The organism is Hymenobacter terricola (genome assembly GCF_017921975.2).
GTDB lineage: Bacteria > Bacteroidota > Bacteroidia > Cytophagales > Hymenobacteraceae > Hymenobacter > Hymenobacter terricola.
Genome location: NZ_JAGEMO020000064.1, coordinates 18,880 through 38,130, shown reverse-complemented (window position 1 = coordinate 38,130; position 19,251 = coordinate 18,880). Strand labels below are relative to the sequence as shown.

Genomic DNA, 19,251 nt, shown 5'->3' with positions numbered 1-19,251 from the left:
GATAATTGCCGCTTTTGCTTAGACGAATGGCCCCTGCTGTTCAAGGGTCGGTTCGTCTAAGCAAAAGCGGCAATTATCCATTGCTGGCCGGGGTGGAAAGCCCAATATTTGTACAGTCAGGCAGCTTCAGATTATGCGGGCGCTGGACCGTCGTAATTCCCTTTTTCGTCATTCCTCATGATTCTCATCAGTTTACACGACCATGGATAACCAACCCGCAACGGACACGCGAAGCCTTTTAGGGGGTTTTTTTCAACGCCTGGGTTTATGGGATGCCGACGGGGTGGCCGCGCTCTTTGCCGATGAAATCGACTGGTACGTGCCCGCAATTGGGGGCCTGCCGTGGGGCGGGCGGCGCAGCCGGCGCGAGCAGGTGCCCGAGTACTTCAAAACCCTATGGGCGCACATTTACCCGGAGCAGACGAAAGTCTCCCTTGATAACCTGATTGTTGAAGGGGAAGAAGCCGTTGCCCTGGGCAGCTTTTCCCAGGTTTCAAATACCACCGAGTTGGCCTACACCACGCCGTTTGCCATGCATCTGACGGTGCAGGAGGGGCGCATTGTCCGGCTTCATCTTTACGAGGATACCTATGCCGTTGGCCGAGCCTACGGCGTGTGAGCCCGATAAAGCGATGCTAAGCCGTCATCTACAGTTGCTCCGTGCCACCGGTGGCAGCAGTTGCAGCCAAGCCCGGGCACCGGGAAGTTTGGTTTTGACGCACTGATAGGTGAGCTTTTTAATAAGGCTATTTTGAGCCGCACACCAAAATGCCTGGCCGATTCAGCTCAGACTTTTGTGGGGCGGTAGCAGTAAATCAATTCCTCACTACTTCATCCTGCCTCATGGACATCCCAGCCACAACAACTCTGCTAACCAAGCACCTGGCCCTCTGGAGCGAAACCGACGAGGCCAGGCGCACGCCGGTTATCTCGGAAATCTACACCGAAGGCATTCACTTCGTGGACCCTTTCTTCGCCATCTCGGGCCGAACGCAGGTCAATGCGTTTATTGCCGACTTGCTGAAAAAGAATCCCGGGTACGTGTTTCGCCTGGCGGGGCCCATCGAAGCCCACCACAACGTCGCCTACCTGGGCTGGCAGTTTGGCCCGCCAGCTACCCCCGCTGCCGTTACCGGCCACGACATATTTGTTCTGGCTGATGAGCGAATTCAGTTGATTTACACCTTTATTGACGGTGCCACAGGCACCGCCGCCCCGTAAGTGGCCGAACGAATGTTTTTGCCGTGTTTGAAAATGCCGGCCAAGCACGGCCACGTATTTGGGGGCTGAAACTGAGCCAAAGCCGTGAGCCACCTGTCGGCTGAATGGCCCGGTTGGCTATGGGCAGACGGTAATCCGGACCAGCAGGCGTAACCAGCGGCAACCAGTTGGACGCTAACTTTACCAGCGCCGACAGCCCCTAATCAGTAAAACTTCCCGCTTTAACCACGATGATAGAGGTGTTTCCCTTTGCCGCCAAGGACCAGAAACCAGTCCGGGATTTTGTGTTGGCCATTCAAAACACGGAGTTCAACCTGGGCTTTACCGAAGCGGAACAGCCTGACTTACTCGACACCGCCCACTTTTATCAGCAGGGCGGGTTTTGGCTGGCGAAGGAAGCCGATAAATTGGTCGGAACAATTGGGCTGCAAAAGCTGGATGCGGAAAATGGCGTGCTGCGGAAAATGTTTGTCCTCCGGGAAAGCCGGGGTGCCAAACCGAGCGTGGCCCAATTCCTGTTCGACACGCTGGTTGAGCACGCCCGCCGGCTGGGGTTCAAAACGATTTATCTGGATACGCCGGCTATTGCCGTGGCTTCCCATAAATTCTACGAGCGCAACGGCTTTGCGCTGATTGACCGCCTCGCTCTACCGGCCAGCTACACTTTCCCGGACCGTGACTCCAAAGTGTACCGCCGGAGCTTATTGGCTTGAAACGGACCGGTGCGCGGATCGGAAAAGGCCAGGCCGCTCCGGCCGGAATCTGCTGAATATTTCGTCCTAAAGTGCCGCTGAGGATGTCCGAAACGCGCCCTGGGGCGCGCTTAACTCCTGCAAAATCAGGTCGGCACATTTCTCGCCGATGACCATCGTGGGGATGTTGCAGTTGGCGTTGATGATGAGGGGCATAATCGAGGCATCGGCCACGCGCAGGCCCGCGATGCCCCGGACCTTGAGCGTGGCATCCACCACGGCCAGCTCGTCCTGCCCCATTTTGCAGGTGCCCACCGGGTGGTAAAGGGTCATAGTGTTGTCGCGGATAAAGTTTTCAAGGGTTTCGGGCGTATTCGCAGCGGAACCGGGCAGGTACTGCTCGCCCCGATAGGGCGCAAACGCAGGCTGCCCGGCAATGGTGAGTGCCACGGCCACGCCCTGCTTCATGAGTTCCAGGTCGCGCGGGTCGCCATAGTAATTGGGGTCCACCAGGGCCTTGTCGAGCGGGTTGGCCGAGGCCAGCGTGACGCTGCCCACGCTGTGGGGACGTACCACGCCGGGCAGCAGCGTGTAGCCGTGGCCGGCGGGGTTGCCCGCCCCGTGGTGAATGAACCAGAGGGGGCCAAAAATGAACTGGAGCTCGGGTGAGCCGTCGAGGCCCAGGTCGATGAAGCCCCCGGCCTCGCCCAGGTTCGACGTGAGCATGCCCATGTGCTCGTGCTGAAAAAGGGCCACCTGCTCCGGCGATTCCGCATTGGCGAGCGTGATGGGCTGGGTGCAGTGGTAGGCAATGGGCACGAACATGTGGTCCTGCAAGTGCTGGCCCACGCCCGGCAAATCAACCTGCACCGCAATGCCGTGGCGCCGGAGCTGCGCGGCCGGCCCAATACCGGAGAGCATTAGCACCTGGGGCGAATTGATGGCGCCGCCGCTGAGAATCACTTCGTGGCGGGCCCGCGCCTGGTACGTTTCGCCGTCTTTCAGGTAAGCCACGCCCACGCAGCGGCCGTCCTTAATCAGCAGCTGCGTGACGTGGGCTTCGGTGATGGCCGTGAGGTTGGTGCGTTCCAGCGCGGGGCGCAGGTAGCCGTCGGCGGCGCTGCACCGCATCCCGTCTTTTTGCGTCACCTGGAACAGCCCAAAACCCGTTTGCTCGCCCGCGTTGAAGTCGTCGTTGGGCGCGTACCCGGCCTGGGTGGCGGCTTCCACAAAGGCCCGGCTCAGGGGGTTGGGGTCGCGCAGGTCGGAGGTGTAGATGGGCCCGCCCACGCCGTGGTGCGCGCTCTCGCCCCGCTGCTGGTGCTGCGTTTTTCGGAAGTAGGGCATCAGGTCGTCCCAGGCCCAGCCCGCGTTGCCGAGCGCGGCCCAGCGGTTGTAGTCGTGGGGGTTGCCCCGCATGAAAATCATGGCATTAATGGAGCTGGAACCGCCCACCACCTTGCCGCGCGGGTTGATTTCCTGGCGGCCGTTGAGGCCCGCCTGCGGCACGGTTCGGTAACCCCAGTCGAACGGGGTTTGGAACAGGTGCGGAAAGGCGGCCGGAATGTGAAACTCCGGCCGTGAATCGGCCCCGCCGGCTTCCAGAATCAGCACCTCGAGGCCGGGCCGCTCGGTGAGCCGCGCCGCCACGGCGCAGCCCGCCGAGCCCGCGCCAACGACGATAAAATCGTATTCTTCCATGACTATGGGATGGTTTTGAGAGGATTAGCATTACTGAATGCCGTCGAAGCCGGGCGCACTGGCCTGCTTACTCTGCTCGCAGGAAGTAGGCGGCCTGTTCGGCAAAGAGGCGGGCGTGTTGGAACAGGGACCCGTGGCCCGAATCAGGGTACAGGCTGAGCTGAGCGTTGGGCAGGTGCTGAAACAGCAGAATGGAGTGGACCGTCGGCATCATGATATCGTGGCGGCCCTGGACCACGAGCACGGGCTGTTTGATGCGCTTGAGCCGGTCAAAATCGGGGTCCGGCAGGTCGCCCCACCCCACAATGGCCTGGTACTGGGCGCCGATGGTCTGCTGCGTGGTGGGCCGGGCGGGCTCGGCAGTGCGGGTCTGCAAACGCTGCAGGAATTGCTCGCCGCTCTGCTGGCTGCTGTCCGACGGCTCAAAAAAGAGGTACAACAGCGCCTCCTTAGCGGATTTGCCTTCGATATTCGCAATCACCTGCTTGTAGTTTTCAGCCCCCTGGCCGGCCGGCCCGCCGCCCACCAGCACCAGCCGCCGCACCAGCTGGGGATGGTCCATCGCAATCTGCTGGGCAACGTAATTGCCCAGGGAGAAGCCGAGTAAATCCACTTGCTCCAACCCCAGCGCCTGAAGGAAGGCCACGGCATCCTGCGCCATGCGGGCCACGTTGGTGGGCGTTTCCCCGTCGGAACTCCCCACCCCCACGTTATCAAAGAGAATGACCCGGTGGTCGTTGGCCAGGGCGTTGGTCACCAGCGGGTCCCAGTTGTCCATGGTGCCGGTGAAGTGCTGCAGGAAAACGAGGGGCGGCCCGTCGGCTTTCCCAAAGGAGCGGTAAGCAACTTTGACCCCGTTCACGTCGAGGTATGCTGTGGGCACCGTTTCGTGCGTATGGGGCTGGCCCGGTTCGGGGGCCGCGCCGGGCGTTGCCGGGCCGGCAATGGTGGATGAAATATTCACTCTGAGGATGGTTAGGTGATTGATGGCAACAGAACAGAATTGACACTGCCTGAAGGGGCGGTATCCTTTGCTGCTACACTCCCGGACCTGCCCCAAATCTTTACCTAATGCGTTGGCAAGGGGGGGGCAGTTAACGGCATAATTGATGGGAGAATGCCCAGATAGGCGTTAATCAACTGCCTTGCAAATAGCGGCATAGCTACCCGCAGAAGAAATACACAGAAGGCGCTACTAGCTGGACAAAAGGACCTCACGACCCGGACTGGTGCCACAGCAGGACTACAGCGGCCCGAGGCGGATACTGTGCTTGAAAAAAGGCGGAAGTACTACTGGTCTCTGAAGCTCAGTACAAACGCTATTCCTTGCACCCACTTTAGTGCTGAGGCACCATACGCGCTTGACTTCGAGCACAATATGATTTTGAATCAGCTCGGTCCGGGTGCCGTGGTCATGTGTGCGCCTCTGCATTTGCCTCCCAGTGGCAATGCATCTATCCAGCGCCAGGATGCACAAGCGGGCCGTTTGTATAAGCAATAGCGCCAATTGTGTATTCCAAGTCTGCGGCCGTGGCGCCCACCTTTACGGAGTCAATTATTTGCCAGCCAAAATGTACGCTCAAAGGTGGTCTAATCAACTGCTTACATCACCTTGGTCCAATGCTGAGCGCCGGTTTTGCAGCTCCTTGCGCCAGGATGAGCGTGCCCGCAGGTGGGTTTCTGTACGGATTGTTCACAAATACGCCTCGGAACCTTGCGCTGGTCCATTGCCGGGCACTATCCGCCAGACTTTGTAGAATCTGGTTTTCGCCAATACTTGCTTTAGATAGAAATTATGCGCCTTCTCTGGCTTGTTGCTTGTTGCCTGCTGGGCAGTGCTTTCCGATGCCCGGCCGGGGCCGGGGCTGCTCCCCCACCCTCGGCTTACACCGTGTTTTTGGTGGGCGGAACCGGGGTAGGCACCGACAAATCCCTGACGGCCACGCTTGCCCTGCTACACGCGCAGCTGCAGGCGGCCGGCCCCCAAAGCACGGTGATACTGCTGGGGGATAACCTGAGCGACGGGCTGCCGGGCGTGGACAAACCCCAACGCCCCGCCGCCCAAAACCGCCTGCTCCAGGTGCTGGACCTGTTAAAGGGGTGTCCGGGCCGCCTGGTGATGGTGCCGGGTGGCGAAGACTGGGAACGGGGCGGAAGCCACGGGTGGCAGCGGGTGAAAGCGCAGGAAAAATTTGTGGAGGAGTACCTGGGCCGCGGCGACGTATTTATTCCCAGCAACGGCTGCCCGGGGCCGGTTGAGATTGCGCTGGATGCGCGGCACACGCTGGTGGTGCTCGATACGCAATGGTGGCTGCACGCGTGGGACAAGCCGGGGATAGAATCGGCCTGCGAAGCCAAGGACGAGGCGGCCGTGGTGCTCCAGCTCGACGACCTGCTGGGCCGCAACCAGGGCAAAAACCTGCTCGTGGTGGGCCACCGCCCCTTGGTCAGCGTCAAAAACTCGGTGTGGCAGGAGGTGATGCCCAACCCCCGCCGCCGGATAATGAACCGTTCGCTCCTGCAGGTGCTGGAGAAATACCCCGGCCTTACCTACGCCAGCGGCCACGACCGCAGCCTGAGCTATTGCCAGAAGAACGGGCTGCACTACCTCGGCAGCGGGGCGGCGGCGCTGGCAACAAATGTTGCGCCGAGCGCCCAAAGGACGTTTGAAGCTTCCACCGCGGGATTTGTTCGCCTCGACTATGTTGCCGACGGGGCGGTGAAGGCCACCTTCTGGTCGCCGGCTGTGCTGGCGGCAGGTGGCCTGCTGCACGAAGAGCAGTGGGTCGAGCCATGCGTTGCCCGGGAGCTGGCCCGCGACACCATCGACGTATTTAACGGGCTCGTTGCCCACCGGCAAGCCAGCACCCGCTACCGGGCCGGCAAGCTGCGCACCTGGCTGCAGGGCACCAACTACCGGCGTGAGTGGCAGCAGGTGGTGCCCGCGCCGGTGTTGGATTTGCGGACTGCCTATGGCGGCCTGGTGCCGATGAAGCGCGGCGGCGGGCTGCAAACCAAGTCGCTGCGCCTGCGTGCGGCCAATGGCACGGAATACGTGCTGCGGTCCATCGATAAAACGACGGATTCTTCGGTGCCCGCTTACCTGCGCCACACCCTGGCCGCCGATATTGTGCAGGACCAGATTTCGGCCGCCCATCCCTATGCGGCGCTGGCGGTGGCGCCCCTGGCCGAGGCGGCGGGGGTGGGCCATACCACGCCCCGGCTCGTACTCGTGCCCGACGACCCGCGGCTGGGGCCCTTCCGCACAGAATTTGCCGGCAGCCTGGCCCTGCTGGAGGCCCGCGAGCCCGCGCCGCCCCGCAACTTTGCCGGCCAGCCCACGGCCAAAAACTACAGCACGGAGCAGGTGCTCGACCTGCTCCGGGCCAGCCAGCGCAACCACGTGGACGAGCGGGCGCTGCTGCGCGCCCGGTTGTTTGACCTGGTGATAGCCGACTGGGACCGGCACGAAGACCAGTGGCGCTGGCTGGCGTACCCGCAACCGGACGGCGGCCTTTTGTTTCGGGCCGTGCCGCGCGACCGGGACGAGGCATTTTTCGTCAACGAGGGGGTGCTCCCCCACCTGGCCAGCGCCGAGTATTTGCTGCCCAAGCTGCAAGGGTTTGATACGGATTTTCGCAACGTCAACAGCTTCAATTACCAGGCGCGGTACTTCGACCGCTCCTTTCTCACGGAACTCCCCCTGGCTGACTGGCTGGCCCTGGCCGACACCCTGCAGCTGAGCCTAACCGATGCGGTACTGGAGCGGGCCCTACGCCAATGGCCCGATTCCATCTACCGTTTGTCGGGGCCGCAGGTGCTGGCTAAACTCCGGGCTCACCGCAACCAGCTCAAAACCTGGACCGCGCAATACTACCGTTTCCTGGCCCGGCAGGTGGATGTGCTGGGCAGCGACGAGCGAGAATATTTCGAAGTCAAGCATGAGGGCGAGGACCGCAGCCAAGTCAACGTTTTTGCCATTAAAGCGAACGGGCAGCGCGGGCAGGCGCTCTACCAGCGCACCTTTTGGGCGTCCGAAACCGAGGAAATCCGACTTTACGGGCAGGGCGGGGCCGACGTCTTCGTGCTGAGCGGCACCAGCCGGGCTGCGCCGCTGGTGCGCATCATCGGGGGGGCGGGGGCCGATACCCTGGTCGACCATTCCCAGGTGCACGGCTGGGGCCACAAAACGAAAGTTTACGACGTGCCGGACGGTATAAGTATAATCAAAGGGCCGGAAACGGCCACCCGTTTGTCGCGGCTGCCGGCCGTTAACGCCTACAACTGGGCCTCGTTTCAGTACCCATACGTTGCCCCCTTATACCCCATCAGCTACAACGTGGACGACGGCCTGTTCATCGGCCTGGGCGTACGGCTCAAGCATCCGGGCTTTCGCAAAGAGCCCTGGGCCGCTACGCAGGTTCTGACAGGAAGCGTGGCATTGGGTACCGGTGCTTTCAATTTTCACTACGAAGGCCTTTTCACCCACGCGATACGGAAACTCGACCTGCGGCTCGAAGCCAATCTGGAAGCGCCCAACTACGTCCACAATTACTACGGGCTGGGCAATGAAACCCTGAACGACCCGGCGCACGACCGGCGCTATTACCAGGTACGGGTTCACAACCTGAGCGCATCGGCCCTGCTGTGGCGCGCGGTGGGCACCCGCCTGCACGTATTTGGCGGCCCGGTCTACCAGCGCATAGCCATCGAAGACCAGCCCGAGCGTATCGTGGCCCAGCAGGTGGAGGGCCACCGCCTGCCGGCTACGGTGTATGCGCCCAAGCAATACGCCGGGGGCCGGGTCGGCTTCGAGGTGGTGAGCCCCGACGCGAAAGCGGCGTGGCCACAGGGCATCAAGTGGCAAACCGACCTGCTGGTGCTGCGCCCCCTGAACACCATATCCACCCCGCTCACCCAACTTACCTCAACGCTGGCGCTCTATCGCAGCTTTCGCTACCCGGTGCGCCTCACGCTGGCTTTCCGGGTAGGCGGAACGGCCAACTTTGGCGACTACTTTTTCCTGCAGGCTGCCACGCTGGGCGGCCTCACCAACCTGCGCGGCTACCGCCGCACCCGGTTTGCCGGCACCGAGTGCGCCTTCAACAACCTGGAGGCCCGCCTGGAGCTGGGGCATTTAACCAGCTATGTGCTGCCCGCAACGTTTGGCGTGCTCGGCTTTCACGACCTCGGCCGGGTGTGGCTGGCCAGTGAATCGTCGACCACCTGGCACCGGGGCTACGGCGGCGGCCTGTGGGTGGCCCCTATCCCGCAAGTGCTGCTCGCCGCCATGTACGGCATTTCGAAGGAGGACCGCCTGCCGCTTGTCCGGCTCGGCTATTTTTTCTGAGCCCAAGCTCACCCTTTTATCAAGAGCGAGCAGCCTGGAGCGTTGCTCGCTGCCGGTGCTACTTCCGAAGCCCGGTGCGACCGGCTAAGGAGACATGGCCGCCGCTCGTTCATGGTGGCATGCGGCCCTGGACCCAGTTGCCCGGCCCAACCCGACGGATGGTAAGGTCCGGGGCCTGATTGGGGCTGGCGGAACTGAGGCACCACTGGCCCGCACGAGCGGGCGGGTGAAAAGCCTCTGCTTGTTCGTCTCCGTCCACCTGCTTTCTGCCTGACCAGGGCGGCACCCCAATCATCACTCCTCCTCCCCACGCCATGGAATACTCCTTCCTGTACTGGCTACTGCCTGCTTGCCTGGTGCTGGGGCTGGCCCTGGGCCGGGTGGTGGCCCGGTACCAGACCGGGAATTTTCACATCGCGCCCGTGTACGGGCCGGCGGCCCCAGGTGCCTCCCCGCGCATTTTCACTGTACCACTCCAACCAATCGCCTCGCAATGAACACATTCGTTTTTCTGTGCCTGCTGCTTAGCCCGCTGCAACTCGCGGCGCAGATGCCGCAGCACCCGGCCATGCCCAAAGGCAAGCCAGCCAGTGGCGTTGCCACGCCTCCCCTGGGCCAAGACCCGCGGGGCCACGTGGTGGAGCCCCGGGCCACCCACCGCGGCCACCGCGTCGAGTACGACCTGTACGTGGACGAGCGCAAGGTCAACTACACCGGCAAAACCCGCCTGGCCATCGCCATCAACGGCCAGTTTCCGGCCCCCACGCTGCGCTTCACCGAGGGCGACACGGCCCTCATCCGGGTGCACAACCAGATGAGCGTGGAAACCAGCATTCACTGGCACGGCATCCTGCTGCCCAATAAGGAAGACGGCGTGCCCTACCTCAACACGGCTCCCATCGAGCCAGGCGGCACCCACACCTTCACGTTTCCCCTCATTCAGAGCGGCACGTACTGGTATCACTCCCACACCAGGTTGCAGGAGCAAAGCGGGCTCTACGGCTCCATCGTCATCCAGCCCAGGGAAATTAAGTATGAGATGAAAGAGTACGTGCTGCTGCTCTCGGACTGGACGGACTACCAGCCCAAGGAGTTGCTGCGCTACCTGAAACGGGCCGGCGAGTGGTTTGGGGTCGAGAAAGGCGCCACCCAGAGCTACGGCGAGGCCATTGCCGCCGGCTACTTCAAGGACAAGGTGAAGCAGGAATGGGGCCGCATGCCGGCCATGGACCTCACGGACATCTACTACAGCAAGTTTCTCAGCAACGGCCGCGAGAAAAGCTACTACCCGGATGCCCGGCCCGGGGAGGTGGTGCGTCTGCGCGTCATCAACGGCAGCTCCTCCTCGTATTTCTTCCTGCAGTACGCCGGCGGGCCCATGCAGGTCATCGCCGCCGATGGCGGCAACGTCGAGCCTTTCCCGGTGTCCAGGCTCCAAATCGCCACGGCGGAAACGTACGACCTGCTGGTGACCATCCCACCCGTGGGCGCGGCCGAGCTGCGGGCCACCGCCAACGACATCACCGGGTATTCGTCCAGCTATTTTGGGACCGGCGAGCCGGTGAAAGTGCCCGATTTGCCGCGCATCAACTACTTCCAAATGATGCGGGAAAATGGCCGCATGGGCAAAATGACCGGCGTGAAGGTGGGCGGCAGCAGCCAGATGGACATGAAGGGCATGGACATGAAGGGCGGCCGCCAGGATATGAAGGGGATGGACATGAAGGGCCAACAGCCGAATCAGGCTGCGGACCCCTCCATGAAAGGCATGGATACGAAAAACGGCACGATGCAGGACAAAGGCAGCATGGCGGGCATGAACATGGCCGGCATGAGCATGGGCAGCGGGGCCGGCGACTTCAACTACAACCAGCTGCGGGCCCTGCACCCCACCACGCTCGACTCCACCCGGCCGTGGCGCGAGGTCAAGCTCACGCTCACCGGCAACATGCTGCGCTACATCTGGTCGTTCGACAACAAGACCTTGTCCGAAGCCGATAAAATCCCCATCCGCCGGGGCGAGAACGTGCGCATGATTTTCACCAACCAGACCATGATGCGCCACCCGCTGCATCTGCACGGGCATTTCTTCCGCATGGTCAACGCCCAGGGCGCTTACTCGCCCATGAAGCACACCTTCGACATTCCGGCCATGGGCACGGTCACCATCGAGTTTGAGGCCAACGCGGAGCAGGACTGGTTTTTCCACTGCCACATCCTGTACCACATGATGGCCGGCATGGCCCGCATCGTCAGCTACGACGCCAGCCCGCAGAACGAGTACGCTCAAACCAACTACAAAATACTCAAGCGCGATGACGCCAAGGTGTACCCGTGGTTTGACTTGGCGGTGCATTCGCAGGGGGCTTTTCTGGAAGGAAACCTCTCCAATAACCGCAGCGCGCTGGAATTTGAGGGCCGGGTGAACTACAAGGGCAACTACGAAACGGAGACCCACCTGCTGCACTACCTCGACAAGCAGCAGTTCTGGGCCGGCTTCGTGGGCTACGACTTCCGGGACAACAAAACCCTGCGGTCGGCTGCAGATGCCGAAGGCGGCACCCGCCGCACCTCGGACAACAACCGCAACTTCCGCCGGCAGGCCGAAGTCGGCGTCTACTACCTCTTGCCCATGCTCGTGCGCGCCGAGCTGCGCACCGACCTCACGGGGCAGCCGCGCCTGCAGCTGCAGCGCCGCGACCTGGCGCTGAGCAACAACGTGTTCATGGACATCCAGGGCAATACGGACAAAGAATTCACCATCGGCTTCCGCTACATGGTCCGCAAATACGCCTCCCTCAGCACCAACTACGATAACCAGTACGGGTGGGGCGCCGGGCTCACGTTCCATTACTAAAACGCATTTGTCGCTTCTGAGCTGGCTTATTTACTGCCCTGCACCACGCCACGCCCGGTCAGTCATGCAAATGGTCCAATTGTCTAAGCCAAAGCGGCAATTGTCCATTTCAACCGGTAGGAGCGAAAGCCAACTTTACATCCTCAACTACCTAATACGCAACGCCATTCCCGCCTTGACTAGCCGGCGGGCCCAAGAATAATTCTGCTGATGCTAATGGCAGCAGCATTTCCTGATTAAGCCCTGAAGAGAAAGCTGTCGTCGGAAAATTTCCAGTCGTGGCATCCTCTCACGCCGGCCTGGTGCCGTCGTCACTTTCCGGGCTTCCTGCTGATAGCCTGTCTTCTTTTTGCCACCACAGTTACTCATTCTAACCCCCATTTCACTATGAACAGCACCGAATCTTTGCTCATGGAAACCCACCCTCCCGTGACCGTGCGGGACTATGCCACCGACCCCAACCTGGACCCGCAGGTGCGAGAGTTTCTCAAGGGCCTGAACTCGGGCGGACCGGGCCTGGAAACCTTAACCGCCGTCCAGGCGCGGCAGGCTCTGGTCGACGCCCAAAACGCCGTCAAAATCGATTTGTCGGGCATTAAAGTTACTGAAAAGACCATAACCCAGGACGGTTATACCGTGTTGCTGAACATCGTGCGGCCGGCCGACGCCACCGGAACCCTGCCCGTGTTTATGTTCATCCACGGCGGGGGCTGGGTGCTGGGCGACTTCCCCACCCACCAGCGCATGGTGCGCGAGTTGGTGGTGCTGTCGGGTTTTGCCGCCGTTTTTGTCAACTACACCCGCACCCCGGACGCCGCCTTCCCGCAGGCCATCCACGAAATCTACGCCGCCACGAAGTGGGTGGCCGAGCACGGGCTGGAAATCAACGTGGACGGCCAGAACCTGGCCGTGGTGGGCAACAGCGTGGGCGGCAACATGACGACCGTCACCTGCATGCAGGCCAAGGAGCAGGGCGGCCCCCACATCAAGCTGCAAATCATGATGTGGCCCATTGTGGATGCCAACTTCGAGACCGGGTCGTACCAGGCATTCGGGCAGGACCGGTTTCTGACCACACCCCTCATGAAGTGGATGTACGACATGTACATCAAAGACCCTGAAAAGCGCAAGGACATCCACGCCTCGCCGCTGCAAGCCACCAAGGAACAGCTGCAGGGACTACCGCCGGCCCTGATTCAGGTGGCGGAAAACGATGTTTTGCGGGATGAGGGCGAGGCCTACGGCCGCAAGCTGCGCGAGGCCGGCGTGACGGCCACCACCATCCGCTACAACGGGGTGATTCACGACTTCGGCCTGCTGAATGGCTTGGCCGACGTGCCCGCTGCCAAGGATTTGTTCGTGCATGGGGCGGCTGAGCTCAGAAAATACCTGGGGTAGGCTGCCTGCTGCCTGGTACCGGGCGGGGCGGCGGTCCCGCCCGGTTTTCCTGCCATCAACTTTTAAATCGTTTTGTCATGAAATATAAAAAAGCAAGAGTCAACGAGCTCGACATTTTTTACCGCGAGACCGGTGACCCAACGAAACCAACCATCCTGCTGCTGCACGGATTTCCAACGTCTTCCTTCATGTACCGCGAGCTGATGCGGGACCTGGAAGACCGGTACCACCTGGTAGCCCCGGATTATCCCGGCTTTGGGCAAAGCAGCTTTCCGAGCGTGACCCAGTACGAATACACGTTCGACAACCTGGCCACCCTGATAGAAAACTTTGTGATGCAGCTGGGTATTAAAAAGATGAGCATCTACGTGATGGACTACGGGGCCCCGGTTGGCTTCCGCATCGCCGCGCACCACCCGGAATGGATTGACGCGCTCATCGTGCAGAACGGCAATGCCTACGACGAAGGCCTGGAAACCTTTTGGGACCCCATCAAGGCCTATTGGAAGGACAACAAGACCCCGTCCGTGGTGAACAAAATTGGCGAGCTGTTCACCTTCGAAAAGACCTACTGGCAGTATGCCAACGGCATGCGGGACGTGGAAAGCCTCAGCCCGGACACCTACACCCTGGACCAGGCCCTGCTGGACCGGCCCGGCAACGACGCGGTGCAATACCAGCTGTTCACTTCCTACGGGTCGAATCCGCCGCTGTACCCGGCCTGGCAGGCTTATTTCCGGGAGCACAAGCCGCCGATGCTCATCACCTGGGGCAAAAACGACTACGTATTCCCGCCTTCGGGCGCGCATCCTTACTTGCGGGATTTGCCCAACGCCGAGCTGCACCTGCTTGATACGGGACACTTTGTGCTGGAGGAAGAGCACAAGAACGTGGCCCAGCTGATTGACGCCTTCCTGACCAAGAATGTGAGCCAGGCAGCTCCCAAGCAGGTACTAGCTGGTAGCGCAGCCAGCCAATAGCTCGCCCCAACCGATGAGCGAAGCTGAAGCCGGCTTGTTATTTGGGGCCGCCGTGATTGGCGGCGGCCTCAATGCCGTAGCCGGCGGGGGCGGCTTCCTCAGCCTGCTGCCGCCGTTGGTGTTCAATCACGTGCCACCGCTGCGGGCCAATGCCATGATTGCCGTGGCGCTATGGCCCGGCTTTCTGGCCAGTGTGCTGGCCGCCTCCCGCCCCCCGGTGCCGCACCGCCGGTCGGTGGCCTGGCTCCTGCTTATTACCGCGACGGGCGCGGTGATGGGCGCTTTGCTGATGCTGCGCACGCCGCCCCGGGTGTTTATGCACTTAGTGCCCTTCCTCATCTTGGCCACGACGCTGCTGTTTGCAGGCAGCGGCCAGGTGGTGGCCCGGCGGCGGGTGTCCGACAGCCCCCCCGAGGCGGGAAGCATGGTCCCTCCGCTCACGGCCGGGGTGCTGCTCAGCCAACTGCTCATCGGCGTGTACGGCGGCTACTTCGGGGCCAACCTCGGCCTGGTGCTGCTGGCCTCGCTGAGCCTGGCCGGTATGCGCAACCGCCACGCCATCAATGCACTGAGGGTGCAGTTGGCGCTCTGCAACGGGGCCGTGACGGCCGGCGTGTACCTGATGTCGGGCATCGTGCTGTGGCCCCAGGTGCTGGTGATGACATCCGGGGCCATTGCGGGCGGCTGGGCCGGCGGCCGCTACGGCCACCGGCTCAACGGGGCCTGGCTGCACCGGGGCATCGTGGCCGCCGGCGTGGGCATCAGCCTCTACCTGTTCGTCTCCGTCTACCTGCTTCCCGCCTGACCAGGGCGGCATCCCCATCATCACTCCTACTCCCAACGCCATGGAACAATCCATCCTGTACTTGCTGCTGCCTGCCTGCCTGGTTCTGGGGCTGGCCATGAGTGCTTCGGCCCAGGCTTCGGCCCACGAGGTGCGCGGACAGGCGGCAGTGGTGCCGCTGGCCTCCGAGCCCCCGGCCAAGCTGGTGGTCGACCCGCCCCTGCCCGAACCGCTGGCCCTGGGCCGGGTGGTAATTCAATACCGCACCGAGAACCTTCACATCGTGCCCGTATATGGGCCGGCGGCCCTGGATGTTTCCCCGCGCATCGGGCACCTGCACCTGACGGTGGATGACGCGCCCTGGCACTGGCTCGATGCCAGCAACGAGCCGATTACCCTGAACGGTTTTCCGCCGGGCCCGCACCGCCTGCTGATTGAGCTGGCCGACCCGACCCACAAGATTATCGGCCGGCAAACGGTCAATTTCGTGGTGCCCGCCAAGAAGGGTGCCGACGCGGCCAAACCTTAAAGTGGACGTGGTCCGCGCCTGGAGGTAAAACGGCTTAGCAGTTAAGCTCCCGCACTCCCCACCCACTCGCCGGAACCGGCTAGCCAGTTCTGGCATCTCACCTTTTATCACTCAAAAACCCCCTGCTATGTTTCCCTTCAAACAACTAGCCCTGGGCGGCTTGCTCGCTTTGCTGCTGTGCTGCTCCGTTCCTGCCCGGGCGCAGGCCCAGCTCCCCGCCAAAGGCGTGAAAAACGTGGTGTTCGTGCACGGGGCCTACGCCGATGGCTCTTGTTGGGTCCAGGTCATTGCTATGTTGCAAGCCAGGGGGCTCAACGTCATTTCCGTTCAGAACCCGATGCTGTCCATGGCCGACGACATTGCCGCCACCCGGCGGGCCCTGGCGCTCATGGATGGCCCGGTGCTGCTGGTGGGCCATTCCTCCGCGGGCATGGTCATTACCGAAGTTGGTACTGACCCGAAAGTGGCGGGACTGTTCTACATCTCGGCCTTGATTCCCAAAGAAGGGCAGTCGGTGGTCGATGTTGTGGAAGGTCATCCGGCCCCGGGCAATGCCGAAGTCCGGGAGGATGCCGCCGGTTTTTTGTCCCTCTCCCTCAAAGGAATGAACGAGAATTTTGCCCAGGATGTGCCAGCCACCGAACGGAAAGTGATGTATGCCACCCAGGTGCCGTGGGCCAAGACCTATACCACCGAAAAAGTGACGGCCGCGGCCTGGAAAACCAAACCGTCCTGGTGCATCATCGCCAAGCTCGACCGCAGCATTGACCCGGAACTCGAACGCGCCGAAGCCAAAATGATTAAAGCCACCAGCCTCGAGCTGAATTCCAGCCACGTATCCATGGTTTCGCAGCCGAAAAAAGTGGCGGACTTTATCGTGGAGGCCACGCAGAAGCTGCCTGCCTCGGTGGCCACTACCCGTTAAGCCGGCACCGGAATAGTGGCCGCGTAGGTTATGCGCCGCACCGCCGCGCCCGGAGCTGAACGGGTCCGGGCGACACCGGTTGTGCTTACTCAAGCTTGCTGGTTCCGCTATTTGGGTCGGTAGGCAGCCGCTGACTAACCGAACTCCTCGTTGCCCATGAATGTGCCCCTCGCTCCTGACTCCGGGTACTACTTGCAGCGCTGCCGGGAGCTGGGCGCGGCCGCCGCCCGGCAGGGCGAGTCGGCCGTTGGCGCGCTGATTGTGATGGATGGTGTGGTAATCGCGGAAGGCCAGGAAAGCAGCCGCCGGGCGCAGGATATCACCTGCCACGCCGAGGTGGTAGCCATCCGGGCCGCCTGCCTGGCCCGGCACCAGCCCAAGCTGCCCGGCGCCACGCTTTACACCAACCACGAGCCCTGCATTCTGTGCGCCTATGTTATTCGCCACACGGGCCTTGCGCGCGTCGTAATCGGTAAGTTGGTGCCGTACATAGGCGGGTTTTCATCGGCTTATCCCCTGCTAACGGCCGCGGACATTCCTATCTGGGGGCCGCCGCCGCTGATTGAAGTAGCTGAGCAATAATGCCCGTAATTTGCTCTCCCTGCTTCGGGGGCCTGGTCTTTAACAATTCGGATTCACCATCGGTGCATGAAAACAACTCCTTATCACAGTGGTGAAGTAGCGGTGCAGGAAAAAGCCGGCACCCGGCCCATAGCGGCCCATCTGGCGCAAATCCTGCAAACGGAGTTTCCGCTCCAGGCCCGGGCCTTCATGGCCGCTGAACCGCTATTGGTGATAAGCAGCGCCGACGAGCATGGCCGACTATGGGCCTCGGTGCTCGCCGGCAAGCCCGGTTTTCTGCAAATCCCCGATGCCCATACCTTGCGCATCGCGGCCCGGCCCGTGCCCGGCGACGTGCTGACCGCCAACCTGGCCATTAACCCGGCCGTGGGCACCACGGTGGTTGATTTCGAGCGACGCCGGCGCATCCGCCTCAACGGCCGCGCTCACCTGACCGGGGATGGGATAGTCGTGGCCCTGGAAGAAGTCTTTTTCAACTGTCCGAGATACATCCAGGCACGGGAATGGCAGCTGCGGCCGGCCCCGGAAGCTGCGCCCCAAGCTGGCCCCGTAACGCCGCTGCTGCCCCCCGACCTCAGGGCGTGGATTTCGGCGGCCGACACGTTTTTTCTGGCCACCGCTCACGCCCGCGACGGCCTCGACGTGTCGCACCGCGGTGGCCTGCCCGGCTTCGTGCGCGTGCTGGATGCGCACACCCTGCAATGGCCCGATTACAACGGCAACGGCATGTTCCAGTCGCTGGGCAACCTTACGCTGGACGCGCGGGCGGGCCTGGTATTCCCCGATTTTGCGACCGGCCACGTGCTTCAGCTCACCGGCCAGGGCCGCATTGAGTGGGACGAAGCCCACGCCCAACAATACCCCGGCGCGGAACGGGTGCTGACTTTCCGGGTGGAGGAAGCCCGCACCCTGTACCACGCGCTGCCCTTCCGCTGGGAGTTTGAGGGCTACTCCCCGTTCAACCCCCCGGTAAATACCCCGGAAGAGGGACCAGCCCTGCCTGCCTGATAACCGGCCTGGTACCACCAGGCACCCGCCGCCTTTGCGGCGCATAATCTCCCCAACAGGCGCAGTGAAAATGTGCTGATGCGGGCTACCAGGGCCATGCCTCCTGGCAGCACTGCTTGGCGCGCCCGGGAACCGTACCGCCTGCTTGGAAAAAAGTCAACGCCGCTTGCATTCACACTTCTAAAACCCAGGACTGATGAATTCTTTAGCTAATAACCCGGACGAACTCTCCCGCCGGCGCTTCCTGGCCTCGGCTGGCATTCTTACCGCCGGCATTATACTTTCCCCCTGGGAGGTATTGGCCCAGGGCGGCAGCCCCGTCACAACCATCATCGCAGAAGCGGCAAAATCGCCCATCACCATTCAGAAGCTGAAAACTGGCTTCAATGTACTGGAAGGCTCCGGGGGCAACATCCTCGTTTTTAACGGGCCGGAGGGTAAAATGATGGTGGATGCCGGAATTGACGTGTCGAAGGCAAAAATTAAGCAGGCCCTGGCCAGCATTAGTCCCAAGCACGTCGAACACCTGATTAGTACCCACTGGCACTTCGACCATGCCAGCGGCAACAACTGGGTACACGAAACCGGGGCCAATATCATATCGCAAGCCATCACCAAAAAGCACTTGTCGCAGAGCGTGCGGGTAGTGGACTGGAACTACACCTTTCCCCCCGCCCCCGCCGGGGCACTGCCGACCACGCTTTTTGAGAAGGACTACGCCATGAACATGAACGGCGAAACCCTGCGGCTTCAGCACTATGGCCCGGCGCACACGGATTGCGACATTTTTGTGCATTTCGAGAATGCCGATGTTATACACGTCGCCGATACTTTCTGGAACGGGTACTATCCGTTCATCGATTACAGCACCGGCGGCAGCATCAAAGGCATGCTCAAGGCCGCTATCGCCAACGTCAACCGGGTCTCGGCTTCCACCATTGTCGTGCCCGGCCACGGCCCGGTTGGGAATAAAGCGCAGCTGATTGAATTCCGGGACATGCTGGCTGCCATCACACACAACGTGGAAACCCTCAAAAAGCAGGGCAAGTCCCTCGCCGAAACGGTGGCCGCGAAACCAACCAAGGCCTTTGACGCCAAGTGGAATAATTTCGTGATTAAGAGCGATTTATTTACTTACCTGGTTTACCGGGGAGTGTAAGCGCGCTGGTGTAGTGCGTTTTCTGCTCTGCTTAGAGCTGCCCATTACCGGGACGGGCATTGCGC

General features: G+C 61.8%; 16 protein-coding genes. 14 read left to right on the top strand and 2 right to left on the bottom strand.

The features are described 5' to 3' along the window. Positions 1 to 202 precede the first annotated feature (202 nt). From J4G38_RS22545 to J4G38_RS22535, 3 genes are all read left to right on the top strand, one after another. Positions 203 to 619 (top strand): nuclear transport factor 2 family protein, encoded by a 417-nt coding sequence (locus tag J4G38_RS22545; protein WP_210521155.1) that lies wholly within the window; start codon positions 203 to 205, stop codon positions 617 to 619. Between the two features lie 224 nt (positions 620 to 843). Beyond that, positions 844 to 1,221, top strand: coding sequence for a nuclear transport factor 2 family protein (locus J4G38_RS22540; protein ID WP_210521154.1), 378 nt, complete (start codon positions 844 to 846; stop codon positions 1,219 to 1,221). A 230-nt stretch (positions 1,222 to 1,451) separates the two neighbouring features. Beyond that, positions 1,452 to 1,934, top strand: a complete 483-nt coding sequence (locus tag J4G38_RS22535) for a GNAT family N-acetyltransferase (RefSeq protein ID WP_210521153.1) — start codon at positions 1,452 to 1,454, stop codon at positions 1,932 to 1,934. A gap of 66 nt (positions 1,935 to 2,000) precedes the next feature. Here the strand turns inward: J4G38_RS22535 and J4G38_RS22530 are convergent, their stop codons facing one another. Next, complete coding sequence (locus J4G38_RS22530) at positions 2,001 to 3,614, bottom strand: GMC family oxidoreductase (protein WP_210521152.1); 1,614 nt, start codon at positions 3,612 to 3,614, stop codon at positions 2,001 to 2,003. 67 nt (positions 3,615 to 3,681) lie between these two features. After that, positions 3,682 to 4,578 carry an alpha/beta fold hydrolase gene (locus J4G38_RS22525; RefSeq protein WP_210521151.1) on the bottom strand — a complete coding sequence of 299 codons (897 nt, stop codon included), beginning with the start codon at positions 4,576 to 4,578 and terminating at the stop codon, positions 3,682 to 3,684. 831 nt (positions 4,579 to 5,409) lie between these two features. On the opposite strand from J4G38_RS22525, the gene J4G38_RS22520 reads away from it, so the two are divergent. The 11 genes from J4G38_RS22520 to J4G38_RS22470 all read left to right on the top strand — a co-directional run bounded on the left by J4G38_RS22520 (position 5,410) and on the right by J4G38_RS22470 (position 19,186). Beyond that, complete coding sequence (locus J4G38_RS22520; RefSeq protein ID WP_210521150.1) at positions 5,410 to 8,964, top strand: metallophosphoesterase family protein; 3,555 nt, start codon at positions 5,410 to 5,412, stop codon at positions 8,962 to 8,964. 314 nt (positions 8,965 to 9,278) lie between these two features. After that, entirely contained in the window at positions 9,279 to 9,461 is a 183-nt protein-coding gene (locus tag J4G38_RS22515) for a DUF6130 family protein (RefSeq protein WP_210521149.1), read from the top strand. Beyond that, a complete protein-coding gene (locus tag J4G38_RS22510) occupies positions 9,458 to 11,821 on the top strand; it encodes a multicopper oxidase domain-containing protein (protein ID WP_210521148.1) in 2,364 nt (787 codons plus the stop codon). The genes J4G38_RS22515 and J4G38_RS22510 overlap by 4 nt, the downstream gene beginning before the upstream one ends. Positions 11,822 to 12,208: 387 nt before the next feature. Next, positions 12,209 to 13,219, top strand: a complete 1,011-nt coding sequence (locus J4G38_RS22505) for an alpha/beta hydrolase (protein WP_226163693.1) — start codon at positions 12,209 to 12,211, stop codon at positions 13,217 to 13,219. 77 nt (positions 13,220 to 13,296) lie between these two features. Further along, on the top strand, positions 13,297 to 14,199 hold the full coding sequence (locus J4G38_RS22500; RefSeq protein ID WP_210521147.1) for an alpha/beta fold hydrolase: 903 nt from the start codon (positions 13,297 to 13,299) through the stop codon (positions 14,197 to 14,199). 13 nt (positions 14,200 to 14,212) lie between these two features. Further along, positions 14,213 to 15,004: a sulfite exporter TauE/SafE family protein gene (locus tag J4G38_RS22495; protein WP_210521146.1), complete on the top strand. Its 792-nt coding sequence runs from the start codon at positions 14,213 to 14,215 to the stop codon at positions 15,002 to 15,004. 40 nt (positions 15,005 to 15,044) lie between these two features. After that, the gene (locus J4G38_RS22490) at positions 15,045 to 15,512 is read left to right on the top strand and encodes a DUF6130 family protein (protein WP_226163691.1); all 468 of its coding nucleotides are present in this window, start codon (positions 15,045 to 15,047) and stop codon (positions 15,510 to 15,512) included. 127 nt (positions 15,513 to 15,639) lie between these two features. Then, positions 15,640 to 16,437, top strand: a complete 798-nt coding sequence (locus J4G38_RS22485; protein WP_210521145.1) for an alpha/beta hydrolase — start codon at positions 15,640 to 15,642, stop codon at positions 16,435 to 16,437. A gap of 156 nt (positions 16,438 to 16,593) precedes the next feature. Continuing rightward, entirely contained in the window at positions 16,594 to 17,019 is a 426-nt protein-coding gene (locus tag J4G38_RS22480; RefSeq protein ID WP_210521144.1) for a nucleoside deaminase, read from the top strand. Between the two features lie 66 nt (positions 17,020 to 17,085). Next, the gene (locus J4G38_RS22475) at positions 17,086 to 18,027 is read left to right on the top strand and encodes a pyridoxamine 5'-phosphate oxidase family protein (protein WP_210521143.1); all 942 of its coding nucleotides are present in this window, start codon (positions 17,086 to 17,088) and stop codon (positions 18,025 to 18,027) included. A 196-nt stretch (positions 18,028 to 18,223) separates the two neighbouring features. Beyond that, positions 18,224 to 19,186 (top strand): MBL fold metallo-hydrolase, encoded by a 963-nt coding sequence (locus J4G38_RS22470; RefSeq protein WP_210521142.1) that lies wholly within the window; start codon positions 18,224 to 18,226, stop codon positions 19,184 to 19,186. The last annotated feature ends 65 nt before the right edge of the window (positions 19,187 to 19,251 follow it).